Raw genomic sequence first — 25,274 nt, forward strand, 5'->3', positions numbered from 1 at the left:
GCCAAGGCATCATCTGTCCAGCGACTGATTGTCCCATCCGTGAAAAGCCCTGTCGATTGTCCGTGCCCTAGATAGTCGAAACGTGTATAGCTTCGGCCAAGGTCTTTCATCGCCTGTTCAAGTGCTGTTGCTTTCGTGCCATCCATATCGGACATAAAGCCGGAGCAAAAAAGAACGCCAGGTGCGTCACCTGGTGTGTGATGGTAGGCTATGGATTGTCCGTCTGGACGCTGGAGCATATCTGGCGTATTTGGATGGGTCATGGAATTATCAGTTTGCCGTTTAAGAAGAATGTTGTGACACACTCTACCATTCCTGATCAGGACAGGGAACGCTCTCCTGGAACAGTTTTGCAAGTTTTACCAAACTTAAACGGCGGTGGCGTTGAACGCGGAACCGTTGAGATGGCGTCTGCAATGAAGGCTGCTGGTTGGAAGAGTGTTGTGGTCTCGGCCGGGGGGACCATGGTATACGAGCTTGAAAAGCTGGGCGTTCCGCACATCACGTTGCCCGTTGCATCGAAAAACCCGCTTGTTATGCGGCGGAATGTCAAGCGTCTGATGAAGGTCATAGAAGAGTATGACGTGAACATCGTGCATGCCCGCAGTCGAGCCCCAGCCTGGAGTGCCATGGCCGCTGCTCGCAAAGCCGGTGTTCATTTTGTGACCACTTTTCACGCCGCCTATACCCGTGGGGGATTTTTCAAGAATACGTATAATAGCGTGATGGCCCGGGGCGAAAAGGTGATCGCTATTTCCGACTTTATCGCGCGGCATATTGCTGAAAATTACACCATCGATGCGGATCGGATTGTTACTATTCCGCGGGGTGTTGACAGCAGAAAGTTTAATCCTGCGGCTGTCAGTGCAGAACGGATCATTAAAATGGCGTCAGACTGGCGCTTGCCCGACGGTGTTTCTGTGGTGATGTTACCCGGAAGGCTGACGCGTCTCAAAGGGCATGTAATGCTGATCAGGGCGCTGGCGGCGATGCAGAACAAGAATGTTCTGGCCCTGTTTGTTGGGGCAGGGGAAGGGCGAGAAGCTTATCGCACTGAATTAAATGAACTTGTCAAAAGTCTGCATCTGGAAGGCAAGGTTCAAATCAAGGATTACTGTAGTGACATGCCGGCAGCTCTGATGCTTGCCGATGTGGTCGTGTCTGCAACACAAGTACCCGAAGGGTTTGGCCGCGTTTCCGTAGAAGCCCAGGCGATGGGCCGTCCGGTGATTGCAACGGCACATGGTGGCTCGCTTGAGACTGTTCTGGACGGTGAGACCGGTTGGCTGGTACCTGTTACAGATGAAACCGCACTGGCCGAGGCGCTGGATCTGGCATTGGGTATGACATCGTCAGAGCGGGAGATTGTTGCCGCCCGGACACGTCAACATGTGGTCGAGAATTTTACAATCGAAAAAATGTGCCAATCGACGCTTGCTGTTTATCAAGATCTGTTGACCGGAGAGTAGCAGATGGCGGCGCGAGAAAATATTCTTGTTATCAAGCATGGGGCACTTGGGGATGTGGTTCTGGCGCAATCGCCGTTTCAGGCTATTCGGGCCCATCACCCGGATGCAAAAATCACGTTGCTGACAACCGCCATGTTCAAACCGTTCCTGGAAAAGTCGGGCCTGTTTGACGAGATCTGGGTCGATGAAAAACCAAAATTATGGCAGTTGGGAAGGCTGACGGCTTTACGGAAAAATCTGCGGCAAGGGCATTTTGCCCGCGTATACGATTTGCAGACATCTTCACGTTCCAGCTCGTATTTTAAGCTTTTCCCCGCAGGCAGCAGGCCAGAATGGTCCGGTATCGCAAAAGGATGTTCTCATTTCGATAGTAATCCGCAGCGCAAGGTCATTCATACGATTGAACGACAAAAAGAACAATTGAGGCAGGCCGGTATTGAGCATTTGCCTGCGCCTGATTTCTCTTGGGCAAATTCCGATCTGACCGGCTTTGACCTGCCAGAGAATTTTGCACTTTTGGTTCCGGGGGGATCGGCGCACCGACCAGAGAAACGTTGGCCTGCGGATCGATATGCGGCCCTTGCTGTTGCACTGACAGAAAAGGGAATGACGCCGGTTTTGATCGGCGGGACGGCTGAGGCAGAGGCGATCGCCCATATTCAGGTACACTGCCCGGAGGCCGTTGATTTATCCAGCCGCACACACCTTGAGGATCTGGCCACTCTTGGAACGCGGGCGGCGTTAGCGGTTGGTAATGATACAGGGCCGCTGCATTTGATCGCGGCTGTAGGCTGTTTTGTCACGGTTCTTTTTTCAAATGCGTCCAATCCGGTGCGCGCCCGACCGCGCGGCCGGGCCGTTACTGTCTTGCAGGAGGACAATCTTGAGAATCTAGCGCTTGAAACCGTGCTTGAAAGCCTTAAAATTGAAAAGGGTGAGGCCTAAAAGACATTCTACTGGATTTTAAGCACAAAAAATTTCAGCAGAGCCTGCAATCCCTTGACATACGGTAGTAGATTTCTACAGTCACGTTTCTCGAAACTCATGGTTCAGTTCAGGGTATTGTTCGGAACCCAACATATTGGCGGTAAATTTTGGAAAACGGAAATGTAAACATCACTCTTCCTGATGGAAGTGTGCGTGTCTTTGAAGGCCCGATCTCTGGCGAAGCATTAGCAGCAGATATTGGACCTGGTCTTGCGAAAGCAGCATTGGCTTTGCGAATTGAGGGTGAGATGAAAGATCTCAAAACGACCCTTGATACAGACACGACCGTCGAAATTGTGACGTCAAAAGAAGAGAGCGATGACGTTCTGGAATTGATCCGCCATGATGCCGCTCACGTACTGGCGGAAGCTGTTAAAGAATTATACCCGGAAACCCAAGTAACAATCGGGCCTGCGATTGATGACGGGTTCTATTATGATTTCGCGCGTGAAAAACCGTTTACACCGGAAGATCTGGATAAGATCGAGAAACGGATGCATGATATCGTGGACCGAGATGAATCCATTGACCGTGAAGAGTGGGATCGGGACGAAGCGGTCAAATTCTTTGAAGATCAGGGCGAAAAATATAAAGCGGAAATCATTGCCTCTATTCCGGCAGATCAACCGATCGGTATTTATCGGCAGGGAAATTTTCAGGATCTTTGCCGGGGACCGCATTTACCCAACACGAAAAAACTGGGCCACGCGTTTAAGCTGATGAAGCTTGCGGGTGCATATTGGCGCGGCGATTCAAAAAATGAAATGCTGCAGCGGATCTATGGCACTGCGTGGCGGACCGAAAAAGAACTAAAGGCCTATTTGCACCGGCTGGAAGAAGCGGAGCGCCGCGATCACCGAAAGCTTGGCAAGGAAATGGATCTCTTCCACATGCAGGAAGAAGCCGTCGGTATGGTCTTTTGGCACAACAAGGGCTGGACATTATACCGGACACTGGAAAGCTATATTCGTAACAAGCTTGAAATTGCTGGCTATGAAGAGGTCAAGACACCTCAGCTGGTTGATCGCAAGTTGTGGGAAGATTCCGGTCATTGGGATAAATTTCGCGAGAATATGTACACAACGGAATCAGAAGAACGCACCTTTGCGTTGAAACCGATGAATTGTCCCTGTCATGTTCAGATTTTCAATCAGGGCATTACAAGCTATCGGGAGCTTCCGCTTCGTATGGCCGAATTTGGATCATGCCATCGGTATGAGCCTTCTGGTGCCCTTCATGGGATCATGAGGGTGCGCGGGTTCACACAGGATGATGCGCATATCTTCTGCACGGAAGACCAGATTACCTCTGAAACTGAGATTTTCTGCGAGTTGTTGCTTGATATCTACAAAGACTTTGGCTTTACAGAAGTAAAGGTCAAATTCTCTGATCGTCCGGAAACACGGGCGGGGGATGATAGTATCTGGGATAAGGCCGAAGGGTCCTTGAAGGATGCTGTCGAAGCAACAGGTTTATCTTACAGTCTTAATCCCGGTGAAGGCGCCTTTTATGGTCCAAAGCTTGAATTTGTGCTGACGGATGCGATCGGTCGGGACTGGCAGTGCGGTACTTTGCAGGTGGACTTTGTTTTGCCGGAGCGCCTGAACGCCAATTATATTGGTGAAGATGGTGCAAAACACCGTCCTGTCATGTTGCACCGGGCGATTTTTGGCTCAATGGAGCGGTTTATCGGTATCCTGATTGAGGAATATGCAGGCCGTTTCCCATTATGGCTGTCACCGGTTCAGGTTGCCGTTGCCACCATTACGGATGAAGCCGATGATTATGCGCGCGCTGTTATTGCCGCCGCTGAAAAACGGGGTTTGCGGGCGATTCTTGATCTGCGGAATGAAAAGATCAACTATAAGGTTCGCGAACACAGTCTGGCCAAGGTTCCTGCTTTGCTGGTTGCAGGTAAACGTGAGGCAGAAGAAAACACAATTTCTGTTCGCCGACTTGGGGAAAAACATCAGAAAGTCATGGGTCTGGAAGAAGCGCTGGACGCCTTGGCTGAAGAAGCAAAAGTGCCGGGTTCCAGAGTTTCTTAACGTCCGTTGTCAGGAAGTTACGAAAATATTGGAACTCTTCCGGTAAAACTGTAAAATAGCGGTGGGAGCTAAATGTGTTACACAAGCTCCTACCTTATTTGAACTGCTAAGGAGAAAGTAAATAGCTCGTCCACAAAGAAATACGGTACCGGTCAAGGACGGCCCCCGTACGAATGAAGATATCGATAATCCTGAAGTTCGCCTGATCACGGAAGACGGTGTGAATATTGGATTGGTGAAATTAACTGCTGCGACCGGTCTTGCGGACGAAGTTGGTCTGGATGTCGTGGAAGTGTCTCCGGGACAGATCCCCGTGTGCAAAATTATGGACCATGGCCGTGCCAAGTTCGAGGCGCAGAAAAAGGCAGCGAAAGCCCGCAAAAAACAAAAAACAGTAGAGATCAAGGAAATCAAGATGCGCCCTGGCATTGACCAGCATGACTATGAAGTCAAAATGCGCGCCGTGAATAAATTCCTGACTGCTGGTGACAAGGTGAAGCTGACCATGCGGTTCCGTGGGCGTGAAATGACCCATCAGGAACTGGGTATGAACCTGCTGAATAAGGTGAAAGCTGAAACTGAAGAACTTGCAAAGGTGGAGCAGCATCCGAAAATGGAAGGCCGCCAGATGACAATGGTCATCGCGCCAGTGCAGGCGAAATAAGGCTCGCTCCTTATTGATCCGAATTAAAAAGCTCTCTGTTTTTTCAGAGGGCTTTTTCTTTGTCTTGTGAAAATCAGCCCTTTTGGTATGTGCACACAAACGGGCTCAAAAGAAAGAAACGAAAATGACAGACACACTTCAATCAAGTCTTGAAAGCGGAATTCTAACCGTTCGGCTGAACCGCCCTGATCAGATGAACGCCTTTACAATTGAGATGGGCGAAGCCCTCATTGAAATGCTGGATCAGGCGGATGCAAATGATGCTGTTCGTGCGATTATTTTTACAGGCAATGGGCGGGCCTTTTGCGCGGGCATGGATTTATCAAGTGACGGGAATGTTTTTGGGCTGGATGAAAGCGTTGATCCAAATTCTGCGGAGATGGTGAAAAACAGGGATGTCGGCGGTATTCTTACCCTGCGCATGTTTCGAATGAAAAAGCCGTTGATCGGCGCAATCAATGGCGCCTCTGTTGGTGTGGGGTCGACCATGCAGCTTCCGATGGATGTTCGTATTGCCAGCGAGAAAGCGAAGTTTGGGTTTGTTTTTTCCCAGAGGGGCGTGACATTGGAAAGTTGCGCAAGTTGGTTCTTGCCGCGCCTGGTTGGTCTTCCAAAGGCGTTGGAATGGTCTTACACAGGGAAGGTGTTTGGCGCAGAGGAAGCCTTGGCAAGTGGTTTGATCAGTGAAATTCTGGCTCCCGATGCCCTGCTCGATCGGGCGCAGGAGATCGCCAGAAGTTTCACCGAAGGCACCAGTGCAATGTCTGTCGCTGCCAACCGTCAGCTTCTTTGGCGGATGATGGGCGCAGAGCATCCAATGGAGGCCCACAAAATTGAAAGTCGAACCATGCTGCATTCCAGCATGCGGGATGGAAAAGAGGGGGTTCAGTCTTTTCTTGAAAAGCGCTCACCGGAATTTACGGATAAGGTTTCCGATGGTGCGCCGGCAGGGTTCGATTGGGATCAGGAGCCGGACTGGTCGTAAAGGCCGGCCCCTTGTCTGCCGCCCTTGTCAACATTGCTGGAGGCTAACAGCCATCCTCTGGCCGAAGGTCCGCCAAGATTGTTGTCATGGTGAAAGGTTCAGCCGGGTTGTCTGGCTGGACCGTAATTTTAACACCATCCAGTACCTTAAAATCCCCTGCACTGTTGAAGCGCCATAGGTTGGGGGCCCGATTGCCGCCAAACTCTTTGTCCATGCAATAGTCGGATGTATCCCCGTGCAGCAGAAGAACGGGTTTGGCATAGTCGGCAGCAAGAGATCTGACTTGTTCTTTAAAACCGGCGTGGCCATCACAGGCAATGGGCTCTTCGTCCGTGCATTTTCCGGAATGGCGCACCTTGCTGATATCGGCTTGAAAGGCAATGACGATGGCATCGGCGTTCTGCGAATTTGCTTGTGCAAACACTGTTTCTAACCAAAGCCGGTTGGCCGCATCTCTGGCTTTGACCTGACTTAAGGCGAAGTCCATATTGTCCAGAAGGATCTGGGCGCGGCCGTTATTCGTGCCAACCATATGCAGGGTCGCAAATGCCGTTCTGTTGTAATGCCAGATTTTATTTTCGGGATAGAGGGGCTGCTGTATTACCGAAAGGTGGTTTGGGTAAGATGGCCTGTTATGAAAAAACAGGGTTCGGATTTCTTCCAGCTTTTCAAGTTCTGATGCCGGGTTGGTCAGCTTATCGCGGTCGCAATCCGTCCACTCGTTATCGCCGGGGGTGTAGAAAACGGCGGTATCATGAAGTTTATGGATTTGTGCCGCGCGTTTTTGCAGTAACTCCGTATTGCATGAAGCTCCTCCAGATTTCAAGTCGCCCAGATGAATTACAAAAGGGCTCTTAGCGCGACGTATCGCAGGCGTTATTTCGTCGGTCAGCAGGGTTTCCTGATCTGCAGAATAGGGGAAATCGGATACCGCATAGAATTGAAAAGAAGCATCCGAATCTGCGGTTGCCTGAGTGAAGGGCATAAGAATCATACTTGATAAAAGGATGGTTTTTACCAACAGAGTGTTTAAACGACCGGCTTTCATTGTCTGTCTCCACGCATATGTTGCCTGTTTGAAGGATATATTCATAATTTAAGGACGGCTATACCTTGTTTTCTGCGAAATTATTGTGACGATCGTTGCCGTGTAAATCAGGGCTTGTATTCTGATCGGGCCGCGGTTATAACCCTCGCTTCGTCGAGCATTCCGGCCAAGAAGGGCTGCCGAGTTTGCTCATTCGCTTCAACGGTAATTTAAAGGAAGCCAAAATGCCCAAATTGAAAACCAAGAGCGGTGTCAAAAAACGCTTCTCTCTGACGGCCAAAGGCAAGGTCCGCGCCAACCAGGCTGGTAAACAGCACGGTATGATCAAGCGCACCAACAAACAGATCCGTAACCTGCGGGGAACAACAGTTCTCTCTGATCAGGATGCACGGATCGTCAAAAAGTTTTTACCTTACGGCTAAGGAGAGTAGACCATGGCACGTGTTAAACGCGGTGTGACTACTCACGCCCGCCACAGAAAAGTTATTAAGGCAGCAAAAGGTTATTACGGTCGCCGTAAAAACACTTTCCGCATTGCCGTTCAGGCTGTTGAAAAAGCCGGCCAGTACGCTTACCGCGACCGTCGCGTTAAGAAGCGTAACTTCCGGGCCCTTTGGATTCAGCGTATCAACGCAGCGTCTCGTGAGCTTGGAATGACTTACGGCAACTTTATGCACGGCCTCAAGCTGGCTGGCATCGACCTGGACCGTAAGGTTCTGGCTGATATTGCCGTCCGCGAGCCTGAGGCCTTCAAGGCATTGGTTGAAGCTGCTGAAAAGGCATCTGCCAAAGCCTGATTTTGTCGGGCCCTCGAATTCAAGCGCTGTTAGCGTACTGAATTTATTCGACGACCACTTTATTAAAAGGGGGCCCGGTTTATTTCGGGTCCCCTTTTTTTTTATTGCGAGTGATTATGCAGGATATTGAAACGCTTGAAAGCGAGTTACTGACAAAAATCAGCGCCGCACAGGATCTGGATGCGCTGGAAGCCATTCGGATTGCAGCCCTTGGAAAAAAGGGTGAGGTCAGCTTGATGATGCGCGGACTGGGCCAAATGGCACCAGAGGAACGCCAGGTTGTCGCACCGAAACTGAACAAGATGAAGCAAACGCTGCTGGACGCAATTGATCAGGCCAAAGAAGGCTTGAACAGGGCTGCAATGGAAGCACGGCTTGCAACAGAAAGTGTCGATGTGACACTGCCTGTTCGTCATGAAACACAGGGCCGCATTCATCCGATCAGTCAGGTGACGGATGAAATTACAGAAATTTTCGCGGATATGGGGTTCACCATTGCGGAAGGCCCGGACATCGAAGACGATTTCCATAACTTCACCGCCCTGAATATTCCGCCAGAACATCCTGCCCGCCAGATGCACGACACGTTTTACCTGCCTGAGAAGGAAGACGGCAGCCGTCAGCTTTTGCGGACCCACACGTCTTCTGTTCAGATCAGAACAATGGAAACAGTCGAGCCGCCGCATCGTATTGTAGTGCCGGGCCGTACCTACCGCAGTGATTCTGATCAGACCCATACGCCAATGTTTAACCAGATCGAAGGCTTGGTGATTGATAAAACAAGCCATATGGGGCACTTGAAAGGTGTTTTGAAAGAATTCTGCCGAGCCTTTTTTGAGGTCGATGATGTGGAAATGCGGTTCCGCCCGTCTTATTTCCCGTTCACTGAACCTTCTGCAGAAATGGACATTCGGTGCACCTTTGCCGGTGATCATATCAAGATCGGGGAAGGTGATGACTGGATGGAGATTCTGGGCTGCGGCATGGTCAATCCTAAAGTTCTGGAACATTGTGGGTTGGATTCAACCGAGTATCAGGGCTTTGCCTGGGGCATGGGAATCGACCGGATCGCCATGCTGAAATATGGCATCCCTGATTTGCGGGCTTTCTTCGATTCAGATTTACGCTGGTTAAAACATTACGGATTTGTTCCGCTGGATGTCCCAACACTTGGGGGAGGGTTGTCCCGATGAAATTCACTGTTTCGTGGTTAAGAGAACATCTGGATTTTGATGCTACGCTCGAGGCGTTGTCAGAAAAACTGACCGCTATCGGGTTGGAAGTCGAAGAAATTACAGATCGTGCCAAAGAACTGGAAGCTTTCCGGGTCTGTCACGTGATCAAGGCTGAACAGCATCCCGATGCAGATCGCTTGCGGGTCTGTCAGGTGGATACCGGCAGCGAAGTGGTCCAGGTTGTTTGTGGTGCCCCTAATGCAAAATCAGGAATGAAAGGGGTGTTCGCGCCTTCCGGTGTTTATGTCCCCGGCACTGATTTGCTGTTGAAGCCGTCAAAAATTCGCGGTGTTGAAAGCAACGGCATGCTCGTATCAGAGCGTGAAATGGGTGTTTCTGACGAACATAATGGCATTATTGAAATGCCCGCAGAGACAGAGATCGGCGCCCAATATGCGGTTTTGGCGGGTCTTGATGATCCTGTGATTGAAATTGCGATCACACCAAACCATCAGGATGCCTTGGGTGTGTACGGTATTGCCCGTGATTTGGCAGCGTCCGGTTTCGGAACGCTTAAAGATCTGGATGTATCAGCGGTTCCGGGGCATTTCGACAGCCCCATCAAGGTTGAGTTGAAATTCAATGATGAAAGCCCGCTGCCGTGCTCAAAATTTCTGGGTCGGTATGTGAAAGGCGTTAAGAACGGTCCAAGTCCGAAATGGATGCAGGACCGTTTGATGTCAATTGGACTGCGGCCTATTTCCGCCTTGGTGGATATCACAAACTTTGTGACGTTTGATCTGGGCCGCCCGCTTCACGTTTTCGATGCAGACAAATTGACCGGTAATATTCAACCTCGGTTGGCCAAGGACGGGGAAACCCTACTTGCGCTGGACGGTGAAGAATACACATTGGGTAGCGAAGATTGCGTTATTGCCGATGATGCGGCCCCGCAAGGTATTGGCGGTATCATGGGTGGTGAATTAAGCGGCTGCACAGAAGAGACAACCAATGTCTTTATTGAAGCCGCGCTTTTTGATCCAATTTGTGTCGCAACGACCGGCCGTAAGCTGGGCATCGAATCTGATGCGCGGTATCGTTTTGAACGGGGCGTCGATCCGGATTTTGTCGAAAGCGGCATGGAGATTGCGACCCGTCTGGTCATGGATCTATGCGGCGGCGAACCAAGCCATGTTGTTTCTGATGGCGTGGGGCCAGACTGGCATAAGAAAGTATCCCTTCGCAAAGCACGGGTTCTGCAATTAGGCGGCGTGGATGTTCCCTCTGACGAGATGATGACTATTCTTAACCGTTTGGGTTTCAAGCCTGTTGATAACGGTGAGACCATCGAGACAGATGTGCCGTCTTGGCGGATGGATATTGACGGTGAAGCGGATCTGGTGGAAGAGGTCATGCGAATGCATGGCTATGATGCCATTCCAACGGTGCCGTTGCCACGGGCAACCGCTGTTGCTACTCCGTCTCTTAGTTTTACTCAGCGGCGTGTGCGCACAGCCCGCCGGGCACTGGCCAGCCGGGGCATGATCGAAGCGGTCACTTATTCCTTCCTGCCGAGGGCCCATGCGGACCTGTTCGGCGGTGTTGATGACAGCATTGTACTCGATAACCCGATCAGTTCTGATCTGGATGCCATGCGGCCGTCCTTGCTGCCCAATCTGATAGCTGCGGCAGGACGGAACCAGTCCCGTGGCTTTACGAATATCAGCTTGTTTGAAGTTGCTGGCGAATATCATTCGGATAAGCCTGATGGACAACAAACTGTAGCCGGTGGTATTCGGGCTGGTGGCACCAGTGATCGTCACTGGGCCGGAAATGGCCGGGATTATGACGTGTTCGATGCCAAAGCAGATGTTCTTGCTCTGTTAGAAGCCGTTGGTGGTCCGGCGGCGACGGCCCAAGTGGTGACGGGGGCGCCTGAATGGTATCACCCTGGTCGTTCCGGGGTTCTCCAATTAGGACCTAAGAACCGGTTGGCTGTTTTTGGTGAACTTCATCCAGCCGTGCTGGAAGCCATGAAGGTGAAAGGCCCTGTGGTTGGTTTTGAATTGTATCTCGATGCTATTCCTAAGCCAAAAGGGGTTGCGAAAACAGCGAAAGAGCCGCTTAAAGTGTCTGATTATCAAGCGGTTGACCGGGATTTTGCATTCTTGATGGATGTGGGTGTTTCTGCCGATAAAGTTTTGAAGGCCGCCAAGGGCGCAGATAAGAAACTTATTGCCGACGCGACGATCTTTGACATTTACGAAGGTGATAAAGTTGCGGAAGGTAAGAAGTCTGTGGCTCTTTCCATTCGTCTTGAACCAATGGACGGCACATTGACCGACGAACAGATCGAAGCGGTCTCGCAGAAAGTCGTTCAGAATGTTGAAAAAACTAGTGGTGGCATTCTCCGTCGCTAGGACAAATAAGAAACAAGGAAAGGGGCGCAGTGCGCCCCTTCAACTTTGTCAGGAGAGACGATAAATGGAAACTTCTGTTCCCGAAGGGTTTGAGCTGTTTAGTGGGATCGTCGGGTTTGTGGAAACAACCGGCCCCCTTTATGTGAAATATGCGGACGGTCAGGCCTATTGTGGTCTGCGCATCCAGGATAAACATTGCAATATCGCGAATATCTGCCACGGCGGCATGCTGATGACATTTGCGGATATGCAATTGGGGATCGGCTCGCAGGTGGCGAATAAAATTGGTAAGTTCCTGCCAACGGTTCATATGAGTTGCGACTTTGTTTCTCCAGCCCCTAACGGTGCCTGGCTTGAGGGGCGGACAACGGTTATTAAACAGACGCGAAAAACGATTTTTGCCACCTGTGTTCTGACCGCGGACGGCGAAAATGTCTTTAGTGGCACAGGAATTATGAAAATTCCGGGCGATAACGGGCAATTTAAAGATATTGTCCTGCCATCGCGCGGCTAGGCGTAGTATAAGGACCGGATTAGGCGTATCAGCCCTGTTCCTGCTTCGGATAAAGTACAAAGATGACAGATCTTAACAAAATCAGAAATTTCTCGATCATTGCCCATATTGATCATGGCAAGTCGACGCTCGCTGACCGCCTTATTCAGGATTGCGGGGGATTAGACAAACGGGAAATGCAGCAGCAGGTTCTCGATAGCATGGATATCGAGCGAGAGCGCGGAATTACGATCAAGTCCCAGACCGTTCGCCTACTCTACAAGGCGGAGGACGGCGAGACTTATACGCTGAACCTCATTGATACACCGGGCCATGTGGATTTTGCCTATGAGGTGAACCGTTCTTTGTCGGCCTGTGAAGGGTCTTTGCTGGTCGTTGATGCAAGCCAGGGCGTCGAGGCGCAAACTCTGGCTAATGTTTATCAAGCCATTGAAGTTAATCATGAAATTGTACCGGTTCTGAACAAGGTCGATTTGCCCGCGGCGGATATCAATCGTGTTTCCGAGCAAATCGAAGAAGTGATTGGGATCGATGCAAGCGGGGCCATCGCGGTGTCCGCAAAAACAGGATTGGGGATCGCTGAGGTTCTGGAAGCTGTTGTCAAACAGATGCCACCGCCGACGGGTGACCGGAACAAGCCGTTGCAGGCTTTGTTGATTGATAGCTGGTATGACGCCTATCTGGGCGTCGTGGTTTTGTTTCGGGTGCGTGAAGGGACCATTCGTAAAGGTCAGAAAATCCGGATGATGGAAACCGGTGCCTCTTATCTTGTGGATCGGGTGGGTGTATTTACACCAAAAGGGCTAGTTGTCGATGAATTAGGGCCAGGCGAAATTGGTTTTATGACAGCGGCGATCAAGGAAGTTGCGGATACTAAAGTCGGTGACACCATTACGGACGAGAAAAAGCCTGCAAGTGAGCCGCTTCCCGGATTTAAGCCTAATCAGCCGGTTGTGTTCTGCGGCCTTTTCCCGGTTGACTCGGCTGAATTTACTGAATTGAAAGCAAGCCTTGGAAAGTTGCGCCTGAACGATGCCAGCTTCTCGTTTGAAGCAGAAACATCTGCGGCTCTTGGGTTTGGTTTTCGCTGCGGTTTTCTGGGATTACTGCATCTTGAAATCATTCAGGAACGTCTTGAACGGGAATTTGATCTGGATCTGATTACCACGGCTCCCTCGGTTGTCTATCATCTGTATATGCGGAACGGCGAGATGATGGCCCTGCATAACCCGGCTGATATGCCGGATATCATGCAGGTAGACCGTATCGAGGAGCCTTGGATCAAGGCGACGATCATGGTGCCTGATGAATATCTCGGGCAGGTTCTGAAACTGTGTGAAGAAAAACGTGGCGTTCAGTTGGACCTGACCTATTCTGGAAATCGGGCCATGGTTGTTTACAAATTGCCTCTAAATGAAGTGGTTTTCGATTTCTATGACCGTTTGAAATCGGTCAGTCGGGGGTATGCAAGTTTCGATTACGAAATGTATGCCTATGAAGAAAGTGATCTTGTGAAGCTTAGTATTCTTGTGAATGCAGAGCCGGTTGACGCGTTGGCCATGCTGGTTCACAGATCCCAGTCTGAAGCCCGCGGCCGTCATCTGTGTGAGCGTCTTAAAACCTTGATCCCGCGCCAATTGTTCAAGATTGCGCTTCAGGCGGCGATTGGGGGTAAGGTGATTGCTCGTGAAACTATCAGCGCCATGCGCAAAGATGTGACCGCGAAATGTTACGGGGGCGATATAACCCGTAAGAAGAAACTTCTGGAAAAACAGAAAAAAGGTAAGAAGCGGATGCGGTCAGTCGGAAATGTCGACATTCCGCAAGAAGCTTTCCTTGCAGCCCTTAAAATGGGCGACGATTAGGCCTTATCCAGATACTGGCAGGTTTCCGCGCCGTCAAAGCGCCGGATTTTCAAGGGCTCGATCACTGAGGCTGGAAGTAACAGGCCGTTTACCGCAATCTTGGTTTCGGTCTCTTCCGTCAGGCCTTCCCAGTGGGTCGTGCATCCGCATAAAATACAGGAATGAAAGGCCCTGTTTCTGGGCCCGAAACTGTATCCCAGTGTGTCTGAGGGCTGGCATTCAAGGGTAATCTGCTGATACTCTGAATGGATCCACAATGCGCCAAGCCGCCGACAGATTGAACAATTACACGCTGTCAGCCAGTTTGGCGAAGCTTCAAGATGAAATTTGACAGTGCCGCAATGGCAACTTCCGCTCAGGCTCATATTTAGTCCAGAAATCGTTTAGGAGCGTAGGGGTTTTCCCGTTTTCTGAACAGGATCAATAAGAGGATACCCGGGACAAAAAAGACGATCCAGGCCGGCCATAAAAGCAGGGTAATGATGATCGGATCCCATAAGAACGGATGCAGGTATCGCTGAACAATGGCCTGTGTCAGATTGAGACTTTCAGAATCAAATTCAAACCAAAGCTGACCTAATAGTTGCGGCGCCCATTCGCCAGCTTGTAATGAAGAAACCAATTCTCCTCCGCCAAGCAATAAACCAATGATCACCAAGATCCAGGCGATAACGCGTCCAACTATCACAATAAACCCCAATACACTTATTGATTACAGGCTGAAGGTCAGCCTAACCCCCTGTTCAAGGCAGCAGACTAACGCCAAACACCGTCGCCACACAATGATTTTCCTTAAAAGCTGTGATGCGGGCTTGCTTTCTTCGTTTTGTTGGGTATATTCCCCCGGTCCCAGACCTTTTTGGGACCCTGCGGAGGGGTGGCCGAGTGGCTGAAGGCGCACGCCTGGAAAGTGTGTATACGGCAACACCGTATCGGGGGTTCGAATCCCCCTCCCTCCGCCAGAACCCTGTTCTTTAGCATCCCCTGAAATTTGTCACTATCAGCGCAAGGCGCAGGAAAGAGGGCGCGCTTTGATCTGTGGAATAGGATTAGGGGTTTGTATTATGGAAGCGGCAATCGTCTGGCTTTGAAATAGACCATCCTCAGGGACCCTGATGTTCGAAAGATTGGCTGTACGTTTATTTTAGGTCAGGCTCTAATCTGATCGTGTTTTGATCCAAATATCAGTTTACAGCGTATGAATGGATGTAATTAAAACCGTCAGACCATTGAACAGGAAGCTCTGCCTCTATGTCTTCTTCTCCCGTTATTTATTGGCTCCGTCAGGATTTAAGGCTGTCTGATAACCCGGCGCTCCATCACGCGGTTCAGCAAGGGCGTGTGCTGCCGGTGTATATTCTGGATGATGAAAATGCCGGAGAGGACGCAATGGGCGCGGCCAGCCGGGCCTGGTTGCACCGGTCGCTGGCCGTGCTAAAGGAACAGTTTGGTGGTCATCTTTCTTTTTACAAAGGAGATCCCCTCTCGATAGTGCCGGCGCTTTGTGAACAGAACGGCGTTGAGGCGGTTTTCTGGAACCGGTGTTATGAGCCTTGGCAGATAACCAGAGATGGGGCCCTGAAAGAGGCACTGACACAGGACGGGATCACTGTGAGCAGTTTTAACGGATCTTTGTTGTGGGAGCCTTGGACGATTGCAAAGAAGGACGGCACGCCTTATCGGGTTTTTACACCTTTCTACACGAAGGGCTGTTTGGCGGCCGAGCCCCCGAGACGACCTCTTAAAGCCCCCGAAAACGCCGACTATGGTGTTCCTGAAGACACTGGATGCACCCTTGATGCGCTCTGCCTGTTGCCAGACGTTGAATGGGATCAGGCAATGCTTTCTGACTGGTCCATCGGCGAAAAAGCGGCGCAGGCCCGACTGGCCGATTTTTTGGATAATGGTGTGATGCATTATAAAAAAGGCCGTGATCACCCTTCGCTGCCTTGTGTGTCGCGAATTTCGCCGCATTTACATTTCGGCGAGCTGTCACCCAACCAGGCCTGGTATGCTGCGCGGGCGCTGGAAGAAACCGATCAAGTTGATCATTTTTGTCGTGAACTGGGGTGGCGGGAATTTTCCTATAGTCTGCTTTATTATAACAAGGAACTGCCGCGCAAAAACCTTCAATCGAAATTCGATGCCTTTCCCTGGCACAAGAACCCGGAGGGGGTGGACGCCTGGAAAAAAGGCCAAACCGGCATCCCGCTGGTGGATGCGGGTCTGCGGGAATTGTGGCAGACCGGGTATATGCATAACCGGGTTCGAATGGTTGTCGGATCGTTTCTGGTGAAGAATCTCTTGGTGGATTGGCGGGAAGGCGAGCGTTGGTTCTGGGATTGCCTCGTGGATGCTGATTTGGCAAATAATAGCGCGGGCTGGCAGTGGATTGCCGGCTGTGGTGCGGATGCGGCACCATATTTTCGGATTTTCAATCCGGTCACGCAGGCCCAGAAATTTGACGAGAATGGGAATTACATTCGCCGCTTTGTGCCGGAGCTCGCGAACCTTCAGAATAAATACCTGTTTAGCCCTTGGGACGCGCCTGAGGAGGCGTTGGCGGACGCAGATGTGGTTCTTGGAAAAACCTATCCGGCGCCCATTGTTGATCTGAAAAAATCAAGGAACAGGGCGTTGGATGCCTATCAGACAATAAAGACATGATCTGGGCTGGCTGGGCATAAAGAAAGGGCGGTCCAAGCAGACGCCAGGACACCGCCCTTTCAAATTGGTGTTGATCCCTGATCAGATAATTCGTTTCCGAATTTGGGTGACCAGAAGTTCCACGGCGGCGACTACAACCAGCATGCTGATAAGGACCATGGCAACCCTGTCCCAATAGAACAATTCCAGGGCTGTGCTTAAAGCAACGCCGATCCCACCTGCACCGACAAGCCCAAGAACCGCAGATTCCCGGATATTAATATCCCAGCGGAACAGCAGAATAGACCAGAAGGTTGGCAGAACCTGTGGCCAGTAGCCCATCAACATGATGCTGAGTTTCGAAGCGCCTGTTGCCTGAAGTGCTTCAATTGGACCTTTGTTGGTTTCTTCCAAAGCTTCGCCGAAAAGTTTTCCGATAAAGCCAATGGAACGAAAGGCAATGGCCAATGCACCGGCAAGCGGGCCGGGGCCGAAAATCGCAACAAATAACAACGCCCAAACCAATGAGTTAATACTGCGCGAGGATACGAGAATAAATCGGGCCAGCCAGTTCAGCGGTTTAATGGGGGTGACATTTTCTGCCACCATAACACCAACAGGAATGGCAAAGATGACGGCAAAAAGCGTACCAAGGGTCGCGATATGAAGGGTTTCCATCAATGCAGCATGGATGGTGTCCGGATAATAACTCTGATCTGGGGGCCACATCCGATTGAACATATCCGCGATTTGTTCCGGCGCATCATACAGGAATTCCGGGATGATTTCGATTGTCCGCAAAGAGAGGACAATGGCCGAGACAACAAGGATATAAAACAGAAAGCGGGCGGTTCGTTCGAAGGGTGTGAAACGGGTCCATTGACGCTTTTCCGGGTTACCCTTTTGGGAAACAGTCGTTGTGTCTGTCATCGATACAGTTTCCTCATAATATTGTTGATGCCTTCACCGGCCATGATAACGGCGATGATTGAAATAAGAATGGCCGCGACGAAATCGTAATCAAAACGCTGGAAGGCTGCGAAAAGAGTGCCGCCAATGCCGCCTGCACCCACCAATCCGACCATGGTCGAGTTCCGCAGATTTGAATCCAGTTGATAGGAGACAAAACCGATAAAACGGCCCATGACTTGTGGCAGAACGCCAAACAAAATGATGTTTGGGAACGAAGCACCCGTCGCCCGGATGGCTTCAATCTGTTTCAGTGAAATTTCTTCGATGGCTTCGGCAAACAGTTTTGCGATGAAGCCAATTGAAGCAACAATCAGCGCCAACACACCAGCAAGTGCACCAAAACCAACCGCTTTAACAAACAGGATTGCGACAATCACCGGATGGAAGGACCGGCAAGCGACAATAATGCCGCGGGCGATCCAGGTAATCCAGGAGGGCATCAGGTTGCGGGCCGCCAGAAAACCAAGCGGCAAGGAAAACAGGACACCCGCAGTCGTCGCGATAATTCCAATTTGCAAACTTTCCAACAGCCCTTCAATCAGAAGGTTATACCGTTCAAAATTGGGAGGGAACATACGGCCAATAAAATCGGCACCGTTGCCCAGTCCTGCAATAAACCGCTCGCCGCTAAGTTCAAACAGGCTGAAAACATACATCACATAAAGTGCAAGAACGACCCAGCTTATGGTCGCAAGCCAATTCCGCTTTGGCACATATTTGCGTTTTCCAGTGGTTGATATCTGGCTCATGACAACCAATCCTCACCGCCATAGATGGCTTTTAGATGCTCGTCCTGAAGGTCTTCGGGTTTCCCGTCAAAGACCACATGGCCATTTGACATCCCAACAATTCGATCGGCGAACCGTTTGGCGAGCGAAACATCATGAATGTTAATGATAACAGGGATCTCGCGGTTCCGAGCCTGCTCGGTCATAAGTTCGAGAATTTCGACAGATGTTTTAGGATCAAGGGACGAGGTTGGCTCATCTGCCAGGATAATCGCAGGTGATTGCATCAGGGCGCGGGCAATCGAGACGCGCTGCCTTTGGCCACCTGAAAGAGCATCTGCCCGCTGGTCGGCAAAATCAGACATCCCGACCTGATCGAGAAGATCAAAAGCTGTTTGGACATCGGCCGCAGAAAATTTACGCAGCCAGGCACGCCAGGCAGAGACATACCCCAAACGCCCACTAAGGACATTTTCCATGACACTCAGGCGTTCCACAAGATTATATTCCTGAAAGACCATTCCGATATTGCAGCGCGCTTGCCTGAGGCTTGAGCCGCGCAATTTGGCAAGATCTTTGCCCTGAAACAGGATTTCTCCGGAGGATGGGTCAATCAGGCGATTGATACAGCGGATTAAAGTACTTTTACCAGTTCCGCTGGGCCCAATAATGGCCGTAATCCCGTTCGCATCCAATGTGAGGGAGATGCCTTTCAAAACGGGCGAACCGGGTTTGTATTCTTTAGTCAGTTCTTTGATGACAAGTTGGCGGTCGGACACCGCCGTCGGGGACTCATGAGTGTGGCTTGCGGGTTCGGCCATAATCTTACTATCCTATCCATCAGACGTTCTTCAAAGCGCGTCTCTTTGACTTTCCACAGCAATCGGTGGCAGTTGTCGTATTGTTAAAACGAAAGCTGGATTGCAAGGATATTCGGCGTCCAGGCAATCCAGCAGTTCGAAAGTTGAGCGGTTAGCTCAACAATCTAGGAGGAATTTCCTCGTTTCTATTGTTTTTTCTTCGCGCGTTTAGCCGCTTCTTTCTGGGCCATTGCACTCAAACCTTTACGGTCGTAGGAGGCGCCGGTTGCATTGGCAATTGTCCGGATCACTTCCCAGTCAGCTTTATAGGTAATCGGATAGAACCGATCAGCACCTTTAAAGGCTTTTTGCATGGATTCAGGGAAACGGTAGGTATGGAATGCACCCACAATTTTATGAACCAGTTCCGGCTTCAGATCATGTGCATATGCAAATGACGAAGTTGGGAATTTTGGACTGCGATATAGAATTTCAATGTCGTCTGCATTGACAACACCACGGGCAACCATCCGCTCGTAAACGTCAGAGGCCACAGGGGCCGCATCATAGTCACCAGAGACAACACCCAGGATAGACTGGTCATGCTTGCCTGAGAAGGCAACTGTATAGTCTTTGTCTGGTGTAATGCCTTCATCGGGCAACAAGGCACGTGGTGCAAGATTACCGGAGTTTGACGATGGAGACGTGTGCGCAACTTTCTTACCTTTCAAGTCAGCCAGTGACTTGATACCGCTGTCTTTGCGGGTAATCAGGATCAGGTTGTAACCCTGGAAACCATCTGGGCCACCTTTAACCGCAATCGGGACGGCACCGGCAAGATTTACAGCAAAGCCTGTTGGTCCTGTTGAAAAGCCGGCAATGTGCAAACGGCCAGAACGCATGGCTTCAATTTCAGCAGAGTTAGACTGCACAGTGTAATAAATAACTTTTTTACCTGTTGCTTTGCTTAGATATTCCTGAAAATCAGCGAACGCATCGCGATATACAGCAGGATCTTCAACGGGTGTATAGGTGAACACCAAAGTGCTTGGGTCCTTCCATTTTGACTCGTCCATTGGCGGATCTGCAACCAGATCGCCATCAACATCGCAAAATTTTTCATCAAGTGAGCCACGAGCACAATCAGCATGTGCAGGAGTGGTCATACCTGAAACCAGGAAGCCACCCAGCAATGCCGAGCAGAGTAATAGTTTAGAGCGCATTTTAATAAGCCTCCCATCAGCTTTTAATATTTTGTTTCATCAACTCATGATTTTTGTTTTTTGGTTCAGGAGTGATGCACTTTATTTACGCAAACGTCGGGCCAACTTTTAAAAACGCTGAAAAACGGATATTTCTGACGGCCTTAAGTCGGAAAATTTTTCAAATTCAGTCAAAATTGTCAGATATGCACCCCACTGATCTGACAATTTTGACAGATTGACTAATTCTGCGCCACAATGGAATATATTTGAAGATGGACGCCGGCGGCAATTTCCTGTTTGCTGAGCCTCTTTTCCCTTAGGCGATATGAACTGGACCCCGCTGATGGATTGCTCGGATTAACCGATGAAAACACTTTCGCCGCGCTCGTTCTCTGGAATTGGGGCTCGTGTAAATCTTGTATTTGCTGCTATCAGCGCGATTATGCTTGTCGTCATGCTGCTTTCCTGGCTTGCCTTTGAAGAATTGGGCGGTCAAATCAATGAAATTAACGAAGTCCGCGTTCCCTCGTTATCGAAAACCATTAATCTGTTCAGTATTGCCGACGATTTTCTGGATGTTGGACCCGATCTGGCAGAGGCGAAATCAGAAAGCGAACGGCAGGCGATCTCAGCCCGCATGACAGATTATCTGGACCGTCTGAGTAAACTCAACGAGCTGCAGAATATCGAACATGAGGAACAGGGAAATCGTGAACGTATCGAAGCGTTGATTGAAAACCTGCATACAAGTTTGGCACTCCTAAACGGAACTGCGCAATACCGATTGCGGTTAGAGGCCTCTCAAGACGAGGCGCTACAGCGCTTGAAAGAAAGCTACCGTCAGTTTCAAGATACGGTTTTCAAGATTGTCAGCGCACAGGAATCTAAGGTTCTGCCATTGGAAATCTTACAAATTGAACGTTTGGCCCGCGATTTTTATGATGATTTGTATTATCTGGCGGACGTCAAATCGATGGAAAGACTGGACGCTGTTTCTGCCGCGCTGGCGGCTAAGGGACAGGAATTGCTTGCTGATATTTCAGCCTCTGAAAGGCAGACACCCTTCCTGACAGAGCCCGCCCGGCAACTGATCAAGCATCTCGAAGGGGATGGTAACCTCCTTTTTTTACGCCGCGAGCAATTGAAAACGGCGCTTAATATTGATCGAAGTCTGGAGAAAACACGGGTTAAAATTGTTCAGATCCGCCTGATCCTGGCGCTGAATATGAAGGCGACCCAGAACGCAATTGCGCAGTCCTCGAACGAAGCCAGAAAGCTTATTTCACTGAGAACAACACAATTGGCCCTGTCTGTCGGCATTGTTTTCGTTCTTTCTTTCATCGCCAGTTTGATATTTGTGCGCCGGTCGATTGTTCGTCGGCTGACCCAGTTGGGGGATAAGATGAACCGTATCGCTGCGGGCGAGCTGGATACGATGATTGATACGAGCGGGACCGATGAAATTTCGCGCATGGCCGAAGCATTGGAAGTCTTTAGAACGACTGCACGGGAAGTGGAGGAACAGCAGACCCGCGCCATTATTGAAAGTTCTGTTGCAGGTCTTGTGATGACGGATGCCGAGGGCAAAATCGAATTTCTCAGCCATACTGCGCGTACACTGTTTGGATATGCCTATGCGAGGCAGGGACCAACCCCGGACCTTGATATTACAGCGCTGGTGACCCCATCCGAAGGGGCCGCTATATTGAAGATGCTGGAGGAAAGTCGCACTGAACTGGACCGGGAAGGACAGGCAACACCGGCGCCCATGGTTCGGGAGTTTAAGGCTTGCAGGCGCGATGGACGCTATTTCCCCAGTGATGTAGCAGTTCGCGGGATCCAGCAGCGCAGTGGACAAAAGTTTATTTTCACGATTTATGACGTTACAGATCGCAAACAGGCACAAGAAAACCTGGAACAAACGGTGGCGGAAAGAACCACCGAGTTACGTCAGGCGAACGAGGAACTCCGCCATGAAAATGAGACAAGGATACGCACGGAAAGTGCCCTGCGAAGCACAAAGGAAGAACTGATACAGGCCAGTAAACTGGCTGCGTTGGGTAAAATGGCATCTGGTATTTCACACGAGTTCAACCAACCCCTGATGGCGGTCGCATCTTGGCTTCATAATGTGGATCTGCTTTTGGAACGAGGTGAATATACAGACGCGGGAGAAGCGTTGCGAAATATTCAAACACAGGTGGAGCGCATGATTGAACTTGCATCCCATCTTCAGACATTGGCCAGACAACCGGTCCTGAATTTTTCGCCAACCGACCTTGGGCATGTTTTGGGGCGGGCGCTCTCTTTGTTTCAGGTTCGGATTGCGCAGGAAGGTGCTTCTATTCACAATTCTGATATTCTTGATGGGATACTTGTGACCACGGATGGCCTGCGTTTGGAGCAGGTTTTTATCAACCTGATTGCCAACGCACTGGATGCAACATCCCGGCAAAATGACAAACATATAAGCCTCGATCTGCAAGAGCATCGTGAAGGTCAGGTTGCCATTTCAGTCTATGATAATGGTCCCGGAATTCCAGAAGAGACGCTGAAAAATGTGTTCGATCCCTTCTACACAACAAAAGAGGTTGGGAAGGGAATGGGGCTGGGATTGTCAATTTCATACAATATTGTGCGGACACTGGGGGGGAGTCTGACTGTGAGCAATCGTGGCGAAGGCGGCGCGTGCTTTACCCTTGTTTTGCCGAAGAATACAAAGGCTGCAAATCTTCCATTGCAAGCAGAGGAAATTTGGTAATGAGCGCAGGACACGAAATGCCAGTAGGCGTTTATCTGGTTGACGATGATCAGGCAATTTTAAGCAGCTGTGCACAAAGCCTGCAACTTGCTGGATTTCCTGTAAAAACCTTTACCCGGGCCGCACAGGCACTCGCAAATTTACAGGAAAACTGCCCGGCAATTATCGTCAGCGACATTCGGATGCCTGAAATGGACGGATTGGCGCTTTTGCAACAGGCTGTTGACTTTGATCCTGAATTGCCGGTCATTCTTTTGACGGGTCACGGCGATGTTGAACTGGCTGTTGGTGCCATGCGGATGGGGGCCTGGGATTTCCTGCAAAAACCACTTCAACCACCGCGATTGATCGAGTCTGTTAAAAGAGCCGTGCTGCATAGAGAGGTGGTCCTGGAGAACCGATCCTTACATCGGGAAGTACAGGAGATTGAACAAAATGGCATTTTGTATGGGGGGCTGATCGGCAATGCTCCGTCGATGGTGGCGCTGAAAGACGCGATTAAAAACTTGGCTCAGGTTGATGCCAATGTGTTGATCCGCGGGGAAACAGGGGCAGGGAAAGAAGCCGTTGCCCGGCGGTTACATGACAGTGGTCCGCGCAAAGACCGGAATTTTGTCGCCCTGAATTGCGGGGCAATGCCGTTGAGCATTATTGAGAGCGAGTTGTTCGGGCATGAGAAGGGGGCGTTTACCGGGGCGCAAAATCGGAGGATCGGCCGTCTTGAACACGCCAACGGCGGGACGTTGTTTTTGGATGAAGTTGAATCCATGCCCATGGATATCCAGGTCAGGTTTTTGCGTGTATTACAAGACCGGGTTGTTGAGCCAATTGGCGGGAACAGAAGTGTGCCGCTGGATATCAGGGTTGTTGCTGCGGCTAAAGCTGATCTTTATCAGTTGGCTCAGGAAGGAACCTTTCGGGCTGATTTGTATTATCGCCTCCATGTCGCAGAACTCAGCATCCCGCCGCTTCGCGATCGTAAAGAAGACATTCCTCTGCTGTTTCGCTTTTTTGTTGAAAAGGCTGCGCGGCGTCTTGGCAAAACCCCTCCCGCGATCAGTAGTTTGAAAGATCTGGAAATTATTGAATATGCGTGGCCCGGTAATGTACGGGAGCTGATCAGCGCAGCAGAACGGCATGTCCTTGGTCTGCCGGCCGTTCGCATGCCACATGACGAAGGACTGCCGCAGGAAGAGAACACTGAATTGAAAGCGCGTCTGGAAGCCTATGAAAAGGCGATTATCATGAAAACTCTTGCTGAAACAGAAGGCTCCATGCAACGCACAGCAGACATTTTGGGAATCCCGTATAAAACGCTTTATCTTCGGTTGCGCAAATACGGGATCGATAAAAAGGAGTTAAGCTAGGCTGAATTTGGCAGAGGTCATATCCCCTGACAATAAACCGTCGGCCATTTCAGCAAAGCCATATCCACCACTGGATTGGGTCACCCAGCGAGGGCGATGATGTAAACTGTCCCAGACCTTGCGTATGTTGGCAACACCGAAACTGATCGGAAAATACTCGAACATTGGCTCATCATTCGGCGCATCACCAATGTAGAGAACTTGTTCTTTGGCTTTTTCCGCGTCCAGATCAAAACAGTCCTTCAGCAATTTCAAGGCCATCATCTTCTTGTTATAGGACCCGAACCAGGCGTTTACGTGAATTGAGCTTGGACGTGCATTCGCCCCCGCTGTTTCAAACACGGAAACGATTTTTGCGACTTCTTCTTTCGTTATGCCTGAGACATCCTGATTGTAATCGATGGCCGCATCAGCCAGACGGTACGCCTGATCCTTGGCTAAACGTGCCTTTGGAACCAGTTGCAGGGCGTCGGCCGCCAAAGAAAGCAGCTTTTGTTGGAGTTGCTTCTGTTTTGCAGCATCCTCCCAATGGCGATAATGAACATGGCCCTGTTCGTCTTTGCGTAAATAAAAAGCGCCATTTTCACCAATGACCGCTTCCACCGGCCAGATCCGCGCCATCTGATCACACCATCCTGCACAACCTCCTGTAACCGGGACGACAATATATCCAGCCTCTCTCAAATCATGGAGAGCTTGAAACGTTTCCGCAGGCAGAGAACTTTCATAGGTTAAGGTGTCGTCTACATCGGTAAGAATAAAGCGAACATTCTGAAACGCAGTCATTTTAATTACAGGCCTTTTGGGTGTCGTGAAAAACAGA

Annotated in this window: 23 protein-coding genes and 1 tRNA gene; 15 read left to right on the top strand and 9 right to left on the bottom strand. The window is 50.3% G+C overall.

The annotated features are described in order from the left end of the window. A partial coding sequence (locus ACJAYR_RS13830; protein ID WP_415237156.1) for an alpha/beta fold hydrolase occupies nt 1-263 on the bottom strand: 263 nt, incomplete at its 3' end. On the opposite strand from ACJAYR_RS13830, the gene ACJAYR_RS13835 reads away from it, so the two are divergent. The 5 genes from ACJAYR_RS13835 (at nt 255) to ACJAYR_RS13855 (ending at nt 6,153) form a co-directional block, all read left to right on the top strand. Continuing rightward, nucleotides 255-1,469 (top strand): glycosyltransferase, encoded by a 1,215-nt coding sequence (locus ACJAYR_RS13835; RefSeq protein ID WP_415237157.1) that lies wholly within the window; start codon nt 255-257, stop codon nt 1,467-1,469. The genes ACJAYR_RS13830 and ACJAYR_RS13835 overlap by 9 nt on opposite strands. 3 nt (nt 1,470-1,472) lie before the next feature. Continuing rightward, nucleotides 1,473-2,414 carry a glycosyltransferase family 9 protein gene (locus tag ACJAYR_RS13840; protein WP_415237158.1) on the top strand — a complete coding sequence of 314 codons (942 nt, stop codon included), beginning with the start codon at nt 1,473-1,475 and terminating at the stop codon, nt 2,412-2,414. Between the two features lie 149 nt (nt 2,415-2,563). Next, nucleotides 2,564-4,504 carry a threonine--tRNA ligase gene (thrS, locus tag ACJAYR_RS13845; RefSeq protein WP_415237159.1) on the top strand — a complete coding sequence of 647 codons (1,941 nt, stop codon included), beginning with the start codon at nt 2,564-2,566 and terminating at the stop codon, nt 4,502-4,504. A 121-nt stretch (nt 4,505-4,625) separates the two neighbouring features. Further along, nucleotides 4,626-5,168, top strand: a complete 543-nt coding sequence (gene infC / locus ACJAYR_RS13850) for a translation initiation factor IF-3 (RefSeq protein WP_415237183.1) — start codon at nt 4,626-4,628, stop codon at nt 5,166-5,168. A gap of 124 nt (nt 5,169-5,292) precedes the next feature. Beyond that, on the top strand, nt 5,293-6,153 hold the full coding sequence (locus ACJAYR_RS13855; protein WP_415237160.1) for a crotonase/enoyl-CoA hydratase family protein: 861 nt from the start codon (nt 5,293-5,295) through the stop codon (nt 6,151-6,153). A gap of 43 nt (nt 6,154-6,196) precedes the next feature. Here the strand turns inward: ACJAYR_RS13855 and ACJAYR_RS13860 are convergent, their stop codons facing one another. Continuing rightward, on the bottom strand, nt 6,197-7,201 hold the full coding sequence (locus ACJAYR_RS13860; RefSeq protein WP_415237161.1) for a hypothetical protein: 1,005 nt from the start codon (nt 7,199-7,201) through the stop codon (nt 6,197-6,199). Nucleotides 7,202-7,425: 224 nt separating this feature from the next. On the opposite strand from ACJAYR_RS13860, the gene rpmI reads away from it, so the two are divergent. The 6 genes from rpmI (at nt 7,426) to lepA (ending at nt 13,972) form a co-directional block, all read left to right on the top strand. Continuing rightward, on the top strand, nt 7,426-7,623 hold the full coding sequence (rpmI, locus tag ACJAYR_RS13865) for a 50S ribosomal protein L35 (protein ID WP_169543391.1): 198 nt from the start codon (nt 7,426-7,428) through the stop codon (nt 7,621-7,623). 12 nt (nt 7,624-7,635) lie between these two features. Next, nucleotides 7,636-7,998, top strand: a complete 363-nt coding sequence (gene rplT, locus ACJAYR_RS13870; protein ID WP_169543390.1) for a 50S ribosomal protein L20 — start codon at nt 7,636-7,638, stop codon at nt 7,996-7,998. A 116-nt stretch (nt 7,999-8,114) separates the two neighbouring features. Then, nucleotides 8,115-9,191, top strand: coding sequence for a phenylalanine--tRNA ligase subunit alpha (gene pheS / locus ACJAYR_RS13875; protein ID WP_415237162.1), 1,077 nt, complete (start codon nt 8,115-8,117; stop codon nt 9,189-9,191). Beyond that, the gene (gene pheT, locus ACJAYR_RS13880) at nt 9,188-11,593 is read left to right on the top strand and encodes a phenylalanine--tRNA ligase subunit beta (RefSeq protein WP_415237163.1); all 2,406 of its coding nucleotides are present in this window, start codon (nt 9,188-9,190) and stop codon (nt 11,591-11,593) included. Before pheS ends, pheT begins: the two co-directional genes overlap by 4 nt. Before the next feature lie 64 nt (nt 11,594-11,657). Continuing rightward, nucleotides 11,658-12,107: a PaaI family thioesterase gene (locus ACJAYR_RS13885; protein ID WP_415237164.1), complete on the top strand. Its 450-nt coding sequence runs from the start codon at nt 11,658-11,660 to the stop codon at nt 12,105-12,107. A 62-nt stretch (nt 12,108-12,169) separates the two neighbouring features. Continuing rightward, nucleotides 12,170-13,972 carry a translation elongation factor 4 gene (gene lepA / locus ACJAYR_RS13890; protein WP_415237165.1) on the top strand — a complete coding sequence of 601 codons (1,803 nt, stop codon included), beginning with the start codon at nt 12,170-12,172 and terminating at the stop codon, nt 13,970-13,972. Here the strand turns inward: lepA and ACJAYR_RS13895 are convergent. Both ACJAYR_RS13895 and ACJAYR_RS13900 read right to left on the bottom strand, forming a co-directional pair. Continuing rightward, nucleotides 13,969-14,337: a GFA family protein gene (locus ACJAYR_RS13895; protein WP_415237166.1), complete on the bottom strand. Its 369-nt coding sequence runs from the start codon at nt 14,335-14,337 to the stop codon at nt 13,969-13,971. The two genes, lepA and ACJAYR_RS13895, sit on opposite strands and share 4 nt — an antisense overlap. A gap of 2 nt (nt 14,338-14,339) precedes the next feature. Beyond that, nucleotides 14,340-14,660, bottom strand: coding sequence for a hypothetical protein (locus ACJAYR_RS13900; RefSeq protein ID WP_169543384.1), 321 nt, complete (start codon nt 14,658-14,660; stop codon nt 14,340-14,342). A 183-nt stretch (nt 14,661-14,843) separates the two neighbouring features. Between ACJAYR_RS13900 and ACJAYR_RS13905 the strand changes: the two genes are divergently transcribed. Beyond that, nucleotides 14,844-14,934: transfer RNA gene (locus tag ACJAYR_RS13905), tRNA-Ser, on the top strand. Between the two features lie 289 nt (nt 14,935-15,223). Further along, complete coding sequence (locus ACJAYR_RS13910; protein WP_415237167.1) at nt 15,224-16,639, top strand: cryptochrome/photolyase family protein; 1,416 nt, start codon at nt 15,224-15,226, stop codon at nt 16,637-16,639. 81 nt (nt 16,640-16,720) lie between these two features. Here the strand turns inward: ACJAYR_RS13910 and phnE (ACJAYR_RS13915) are convergent, their stop codons facing one another. From phnE (ACJAYR_RS13915) to phnD, 4 genes are all read right to left on the bottom strand, one after another. Continuing rightward, complete coding sequence (phnE, locus tag ACJAYR_RS13915; RefSeq protein WP_415237168.1) at nt 16,721-17,548, bottom strand: phosphonate ABC transporter, permease protein PhnE; 828 nt, start codon at nt 17,546-17,548, stop codon at nt 16,721-16,723. Then, nucleotides 17,545-18,339: a phosphonate ABC transporter, permease protein PhnE gene (gene phnE, locus ACJAYR_RS13920; protein ID WP_415237169.1), complete on the bottom strand. Its 795-nt coding sequence runs from the start codon at nt 18,337-18,339 to the stop codon at nt 17,545-17,547. The genes phnE (ACJAYR_RS13915) and phnE (ACJAYR_RS13920) overlap by 4 nt, the downstream gene beginning before the upstream one ends. After that, the gene (phnC, locus tag ACJAYR_RS13925; protein WP_169543375.1) at nt 18,336-19,139 is read right to left on the bottom strand and encodes a phosphonate ABC transporter ATP-binding protein; all 804 of its coding nucleotides are present in this window, start codon (nt 19,137-19,139) and stop codon (nt 18,336-18,338) included. Before phnC ends, phnE (ACJAYR_RS13920) begins: the two co-directional genes overlap by 4 nt. A 185-nt stretch (nt 19,140-19,324) precedes the next feature. Then, nucleotides 19,325-20,284: a phosphate/phosphite/phosphonate ABC transporter substrate-binding protein gene (gene phnD / locus ACJAYR_RS13930; protein WP_415237184.1), complete on the bottom strand. Its 960-nt coding sequence runs from the start codon at nt 20,282-20,284 to the stop codon at nt 19,325-19,327. Nucleotides 20,285-20,687: 403 nt separating this feature from the next. Between phnD and ACJAYR_RS13935 the strand changes: the two genes are divergently transcribed. After that, a complete protein-coding gene (locus tag ACJAYR_RS13935) occupies nt 20,688-23,084 on the top strand; it encodes an ATP-binding protein (RefSeq protein ID WP_415237170.1) in 2,397 nt (798 codons plus the stop codon). After that, complete coding sequence (locus ACJAYR_RS13940) at nt 23,084-24,451, top strand: sigma-54-dependent transcriptional regulator (RefSeq protein ID WP_415237171.1); 1,368 nt, start codon at nt 23,084-23,086, stop codon at nt 24,449-24,451. The genes ACJAYR_RS13935 and ACJAYR_RS13940 overlap by 1 nt, the downstream gene beginning before the upstream one ends. Here ACJAYR_RS13940 and ACJAYR_RS13945 read toward each other — a convergent pair. Continuing rightward, the gene (locus ACJAYR_RS13945; RefSeq protein WP_415237172.1) at nt 24,443-25,237 is read right to left on the bottom strand and encodes an HAD-IIB family hydrolase; all 795 of its coding nucleotides are present in this window, start codon (nt 25,235-25,237) and stop codon (nt 24,443-24,445) included. The two genes, ACJAYR_RS13940 and ACJAYR_RS13945, sit on opposite strands and share 9 nt — an antisense overlap. Between the last annotated feature and the right edge of the window lie 37 nt (nt 25,238-25,274).

This window comes from Sneathiella sp. (genome assembly GCF_047631475.1).
GTDB lineage: Bacteria > Pseudomonadota > Alphaproteobacteria > Sneathiellales > Sneathiellaceae > Sneathiella.

What these genes read in the sequence shown, in the direction of transcription:
- rplT (WP_169543390.1), top strand. Translation starts at nt 7,636, where the DNA reads ATGGCACGTGTTAAACGCGGTGTGACTACTCACGCCCGCCACAGAAAA.
- ACJAYR_RS13945 (WP_415237172.1), bottom strand. Translation starts at nt 25,237, where the DNA reads ATGACTGCGTTTCAGAATGTTCGCTTTATTCTTACCGATGTAGACGAC.
- ACJAYR_RS13885 (WP_415237164.1), top strand. Translation starts at nt 11,658, where the DNA reads ATGGAAACTTCTGTTCCCGAAGGGTTTGAGCTGTTTAGTGGGATCGTC.
- phnC (WP_169543375.1), bottom strand. Translation starts at nt 19,139, where the DNA reads ATGGCCGAACCCGCAAGCCACACTCATGAGTCCCCGACGGCGGTGTCC.
- phnE (WP_415237169.1), bottom strand. Translation starts at nt 18,339, where the DNA reads ATGAGCCAGATATCAACCACTGGAAAACGCAAATATGTGCCAAAGCGG.
- ACJAYR_RS13840 (WP_415237158.1), top strand. Translation starts at nt 1,473, where the DNA reads ATGGCGGCGCGAGAAAATATTCTTGTTATCAAGCATGGGGCACTTGGG.
- pheT (WP_415237163.1), top strand. Translation starts at nt 9,188, where the DNA reads ATGAAATTCACTGTTTCGTGGTTAAGAGAACATCTGGATTTTGATGCT.
- phnE (WP_415237168.1), bottom strand. Translation starts at nt 17,548, where the DNA reads ATGACAGACACAACGACTGTTTCCCAAAAGGGTAACCCGGAAAAGCGT.
- ACJAYR_RS13910 (WP_415237167.1), top strand. Translation starts at nt 15,224, where the DNA reads ATGTCTTCTTCTCCCGTTATTTATTGGCTCCGTCAGGATTTAAGGCTG.
- ACJAYR_RS13940 (WP_415237171.1), top strand. Translation starts at nt 23,084, where the DNA reads ATGAGCGCAGGACACGAAATGCCAGTAGGCGTTTATCTGGTTGACGAT.
- phnD (WP_415237184.1), bottom strand. Translation starts at nt 20,284, where the DNA reads ATGACCACTCCTGCACATGCTGATTGTGCTCGTGGCTCACTTGATGAA.
- ACJAYR_RS13860 (WP_415237161.1), bottom strand. Translation starts at nt 7,201, where the DNA reads ATGAAAGCCGGTCGTTTAAACACTCTGTTGGTAAAAACCATCCTTTTA.
- rpmI (WP_169543391.1), top strand. Translation starts at nt 7,426, where the DNA reads ATGCCCAAATTGAAAACCAAGAGCGGTGTCAAAAAACGCTTCTCTCTG.
- ACJAYR_RS13835 (WP_415237157.1), top strand. Translation starts at nt 255, where the DNA reads ATGGGTCATGGAATTATCAGTTTGCCGTTTAAGAAGAATGTTGTGACA.
- ACJAYR_RS13855 (WP_415237160.1), top strand. Translation starts at nt 5,293, where the DNA reads ATGACAGACACACTTCAATCAAGTCTTGAAAGCGGAATTCTAACCGTT.
- pheS (WP_415237162.1), top strand. Translation starts at nt 8,115, where the DNA reads ATGCAGGATATTGAAACGCTTGAAAGCGAGTTACTGACAAAAATCAGC.
- lepA (WP_415237165.1), top strand. Translation starts at nt 12,170, where the DNA reads ATGACAGATCTTAACAAAATCAGAAATTTCTCGATCATTGCCCATATT.
- ACJAYR_RS13935 (WP_415237170.1), top strand. Translation starts at nt 20,688, where the DNA reads ATGAAAACACTTTCGCCGCGCTCGTTCTCTGGAATTGGGGCTCGTGTA.
- ACJAYR_RS13895 (WP_415237166.1), bottom strand. Translation starts at nt 14,337, where the DNA reads ATGAGCCTGAGCGGAAGTTGCCATTGCGGCACTGTCAAATTTCATCTT.